The sequence below is a fragment of the Nitratireductor sp. XY-223 genome (genome assembly GCF_004959855.1).
In the GTDB taxonomy this organism is placed as follows: domain Bacteria; phylum Pseudomonadota; class Alphaproteobacteria; order Rhizobiales; family Rhizobiaceae; genus Hoeflea_A.
Genome location: NZ_SPNT01000043.1, coordinates 1 through 4,302 on the forward strand (window position 1 = coordinate 1; position 4,302 = coordinate 4,302).

Consider the following 4,302-nt stretch of genomic DNA (forward strand, 5'->3'; position numbering starts at 1 on the left):
CGGCGATCAGCCATTGCCTTCGGCGGGCCTGCGCTTCGCGCACCTCGCGTCCGAAGCCCGAGTCGCGAATGGTTTGCGGATTGCCGGAGACGAGTTCACGGTCGAGCCAGGTGGCGCCGTCGGCGTCCACCTGCCGGTCGAGCGAGAGATGCGACAGTCTTTCGACGATGACCGGGGCGGTTCTGGCGCGGTTGCGTTCGTAGTCGACCGCCCGGTCGAGATGGTCCGGCTCGACGATCCAGGTCCCGTTGGGCTCGCGGGCAACGCCGCCGGTGGCGCGGCGGATGGCCTCCAGACGCCGCACATGGGTCTCGGCGTAGTCCTCGGTGGCGCGCGGGTCGTGCCGCAGGTGCAGGTCGATGCTGTAGCGCCCGCCATTGGCGGCGGCAATCTCGGCGACGGTGCGGTCCGCCTTGCGCGGCTCCGGGTTTTTCGGCGTCACGCGCACGATACTCCCGTCCGGCATCGGTTCGGTCGCCTCGCCCTTGCCGATATCGATATAGTGGCTGCGGCCATCTATCCCATCGACGATCAGATAATGGCGGTCCTTGAGTTCGTCGGATAGCCCGCGTGCCACCACACGCCCGATGACCGGTTTCACGGTCGGGTCTCCCGGGTCGAGGACCACGTAATCGGCGGGACTGCGGGCAATGTTCTTCTCCCTCATCTCGCGCTGCATGGTCCTGATGATGTCGCCGCGCCCGCCCATGCGCCGCAGCGTGTCCTCCAGCCCTTCTTCCAGCCGCCACCGGCCGGGGCGGATTTCTTCCGCGAGGCCAAGGCGTTCCAGTTTCTTCAGACGCCCCATGCGCAGGCTTTGCCGGAAGGCGTCACGGCCGGTGGCGGTGACGAGGCCGCTTTCGTCCCTGTCGCGGATCAGGCGGCGGTCGATGCTCGTCAGCCGTTCCTGCTCCATCTCGGCCCTGAGCCGGCTCTCGATTTCCCGATCCGAACGCGGCCCGAAATCCAGGCTGACGATCCCGGCGGCGCGCGCGCGCATGCCGGTGGTCATGTAGTCGCGGGCAATGATCAGATCCCTGCCTTTGTCGTCGCGGCCGCGCAGCAGGATATGGGTGTGGGGATGGCCGGTATTGTGGTGATCGACCGCCACCCAGTCGAGGCGGGTAGCCAGATCTTCCTCCATGCGCGCCATCAGGCGGCGGGTGAGCGGTTTGAGATCTTCGTATTGCGCGCCGTCCTCGGCCGAGACGATGAAGCGGAACTGGTGGCGGTCGCCTTGCGAGCGTTCCAGGAACGCCTTGCCGTCCGCCCGGTCCTCATTGGCGCCGTAGAGTTCGCCGCGCTCGCCGTCGTGTGTCACCCCGTCGCGCTGGATATAGCGCAGATGCGCCCGCGCGCCTTCCATTGCCCGGGCCCTGCCCCCGGCCATTCCACCTGCCCTGCCCTTCCCCTTGCCGGCGAGTTTGACGATGCGCGATTTGACGATGACCCGGCGCTGGCGCAAGGCGGCATGACGGTCGCGGCTGGCGAGCACGCGTCCCGTCCCGGCGCCGCGCCCGACCCGCTTGCCGGTGAAACCCGGCTTGCGTGTGCCACTCGCGCCGCCACGCGCCAGGTTCGAGGCGGCCAGGACCCGGTGCAGGAACTTGCGCCCGCGCTTTGCGCCGCGCGAGCGGATTTTTCCGGGCCTGGGTTTGAAGTCGTCGTCATCGAACATGCTGTGCTCCTCATTGGTCCCGATAAATTGGCCACGACGGCGGCCTCAGGAAACCGGTGCCAGTCACGCCTAAGAAAACCGGGGCGTTGCCGCCCCCATGGCACCATGACGGGGCGTATGGCGCCATCCGCCGCCCCGAAAAAACGATGTGCAGACAAAGGCTTGCCGTTCGCGATGCCGGCGTATGGTGCCGGAGCTTTATCTTGCCTTACGCGGCATTTCTCATCCCTCCCGCGCCCTTCCACGCTCATCTGCGATCACCTGAACCTGCGGCGAAAGAACCCGGCGGCGGTGAAACTGCGCCACCGGGCGGAAGGGGGTTGAATGTCACGCGGCAAAACAGGCTCCGGCGATGCATTTTCCGGCATCATCCTTCGCGCCGCCTTTGTGTATTGCGGCCTCAGTTCCTGTCGGGTTCCGGCCTCGAAAGCGGCACGAAAAGATCGCCGTCCGGGGCATGTTCTTCACCGTTTCCGGTGTCGTTTTGCGGTGCCGAAAGCGAAAAGAACAGCCGCGTATCGAAGGCGATTGGCGGCGGATTCCGTGCGCCCGATGGGCCTGCTTTCGCTTTCATCGAAGTCGGTTCGCCCGCGCCTGCGAGCGTTTCTTCGATGCGCGCGACATAGGCGCGGGTCTCGGCGGGAAGCGGTTTTCCGGTCTTCAGATGCTTGCCGTAGCGGCCCGGACCGGCATTGTAGGCGGCGAACAGGCCGGGATAGCCGAAGCGCTCATGCATGGCCCTGAGATAGGCGGTTCCGGCCAGAATGTTGGTGCGCGGATCGAAGGGATCGGCGCCAGGATCGTGCCGGCCGCGCAGTTCCTTCCATGTCCCCGGCATGAGCTGCATCAGACCCATGGCGCCCCTGGGCGAGACGGCAAGCGGGTCGCCGTTGCTCTCGGCCATGATGACGGCGCGGATCCAGCTATCGGGGACCGTGAAGCGTTTCGACGCCTCAATGACATGCGTGTGGAACCGTTCGATACCGTCGGCATGGGCAGGGGCGATCATGGCGGCCGCCATGACGATCAGGCACGTTCTCATTCCTGCCGCCCCCCGCAAGGTTCGCGGCGTTCATCGCCGACAGCGTTGAATCCTTCCGGCTCTTTCCGCTCTTTCCGCTCTCTCCGCTCTCTCCGCTCTCTGGGGCCATCGCCCCTCACCCATAGCGGCGAGAGCCTGCCGACGATCCGTGCGCGCGTCACCGGCCCGAAATAGCGGCTGTCGAAGGAGTCCGGGGCCGCCGTCAGCAGGAAAACCTCATCCGCATCGAGCACCCGGCACGCATTCCAGCGCGGCATGGGACGGCCCGCGCTATCGGCGGCAAGCCGGCGGGCGGCGACGCGGCCGTTGATTATGATCGCGTCGTCGAAGGCGCAGGCATCGTCGCCTGCAACAGCCGCGATGCGCTTGATCAGCGGCACGCCAACGGGCAGGTAACCGCGCCCGGCGGCAAGTCCCGCGATGGACATGGCGGGCTGGACGAGCGCCAGGTCGCCGCGGTCCGGCGCACCGGATGTGACGCGATAGAGACCGACCGGGGCGCTCGCCGAAGCGTTCCAGACCAGGAGGGGCGCCGGATTGCGCACATGGGCGATGGCGGAAAGACCGATCAGGCCGAGGCCGAGGATGCCGCAGACGAGGATAGCGCGGGGGTTCTTTCGTGCCCGCCGGCGTTGGCGGGAACGCGCAAGCGAAAGGGCGCTCATCGCGCTTCGCCCCTGTCCGAGGTGGAGGTCCGACGTTCCCCTTCCGACCAGGCGTCGAGATCGGCGATGTGATAGCGCACATAGCGGCCATGCTTGCGAAAGCGCGGCCCATGGCCGGTAAGGCGCATCTTCTCCAGGGTGCGATAGGACAGGCTGAGATAGTGCGCGGCCTGCCGGGTGGTCAGGAAGGGGCTGCCTTTCCTGGCCTCCATCGCCCGTGATGGATCGTCTTGCATATTCCGTGTCCTTTCGTCGGTTGAGGGCGCGAATGAAGGACACGATGGCGGGCAGGGGCGCTTTGCGGGACGCTCGAATGACGGGGGCCGCGAAATTCGAGCCCCCTCTTTCGTTTATTGTCATTTTCGCTCACGCGAAAACCGGCGGCGCGATCCGGCTTTCGCCGGGAAAACGAGACAGGGAAGGAGCGCTATGCCCCTTCCGTTTCCTCCATCGCGGCGAGTCGGAGCCGCAATCCGGCGATCTGTTTTCGTGCCTCGGTGCGCTCGCGCCCCGGCAGGCCCGCGCGCAATTCGATGTCCAGAAGTTCGATCCAGATTGTGATATCGTTGCGTGACATGGGTGGTAACCTCCTGTGATGATTGAGCTGTTCTGCCGCTCGCAGAACGCCTTCCCCGGTCATCCGGCAAGCCGCGGGTCAAGGCCGCGTCAGCGCCGCGAAGCGGGGCGTGGGGGAGCCGAAATGCGAAGCATTTTGGGGGTACCGCGCAGCCTTGAGGCGCCCCCTGGCCGGATGGCATGCTGGAAAGGTCGAGACGGAAAGCCCGTTACTTACCGAGCATCGCCGTATCGGTTCCGGCGGCCCGGCAGGCGCGAAGCCACGAGGAAAGACCCCACCGGGCGAACCCGGCGGGGCTTTGAGAGGAACCGGATCAGCGCTCGCGCGGCTCCCACAGGGC

5 protein-coding genes are annotated in these 4,302 nt (G+C 66.5%); all 5 read right to left on the reverse strand.

Annotation, left to right across the window (positions count from 1 at the left end):
- The coding region (locus E4M07_RS28825) for a VirD2 family relaxase/mobilization nuclease (RefSeq protein WP_136661866.1) at window positions 1–1,678 on the reverse strand (1,678 nt) is incomplete at its 3' end.
- 400 nt (window positions 1,679–2,078) lie between these two features.
- The gene (locus E4M07_RS28830) at window positions 2,079–2,687 is read right to left on the reverse strand and encodes a lytic transglycosylase domain-containing protein (protein WP_246660658.1); all 609 of its coding nucleotides are present in this window, start codon (window positions 2,685–2,687) and stop codon (window positions 2,079–2,081) included.
- Window positions 2,688–2,716: 29 nt separating this feature from the next.
- On the reverse strand, window positions 2,717–3,385 hold the full coding sequence (locus tag E4M07_RS28835; RefSeq protein ID WP_136661868.1) for a S26 family signal peptidase: 669 nt from the start codon (window positions 3,383–3,385) through the stop codon (window positions 2,717–2,719).
- Window positions 3,382–3,621 (reverse strand): helix-turn-helix domain-containing protein, encoded by a 240-nt coding sequence (locus E4M07_RS28840; RefSeq protein ID WP_136661869.1) that lies wholly within the window; start codon window positions 3,619–3,621, stop codon window positions 3,382–3,384. The genes E4M07_RS28835 and E4M07_RS28840 overlap by 4 nt, the downstream gene beginning before the upstream one ends.
- A 191-nt stretch (window positions 3,622–3,812) precedes the next feature.
- Window positions 3,813–3,962 carry a hypothetical protein gene (locus E4M07_RS29285; protein WP_169054469.1) on the reverse strand — a complete coding sequence of 50 codons (150 nt, stop codon included), beginning with the start codon at window positions 3,960–3,962 and terminating at the stop codon, window positions 3,813–3,815.
- Window positions 3,963–4,302 lie beyond the last annotated feature (340 nt).

Bases quoted from the DNA above. Each gene is read 5' to 3' on its own strand.
- E4M07_RS28830 (WP_246660658.1), bottom strand. From the start codon at position 2,687: ATGATCGCCCCTGCCCATGCCGACGGTATCGAACGGTTCCACACGCAT.
- E4M07_RS28835 (WP_136661868.1), bottom strand. From the start codon at position 3,385: ATGAGCGCCCTTTCGCTTGCGCGTTCCCGCCAACGCCGGCGGGCACGA.
- E4M07_RS29285 (WP_169054469.1), bottom strand. From the start codon at position 3,962: ATGTCACGCAACGATATCACAATCTGGATCGAACTTCTGGACATCGAA.
- E4M07_RS28840 (WP_136661869.1), bottom strand. From the start codon at position 3,621: ATGCAAGACGATCCATCACGGGCGATGGAGGCCAGGAAAGGCAGCCCC.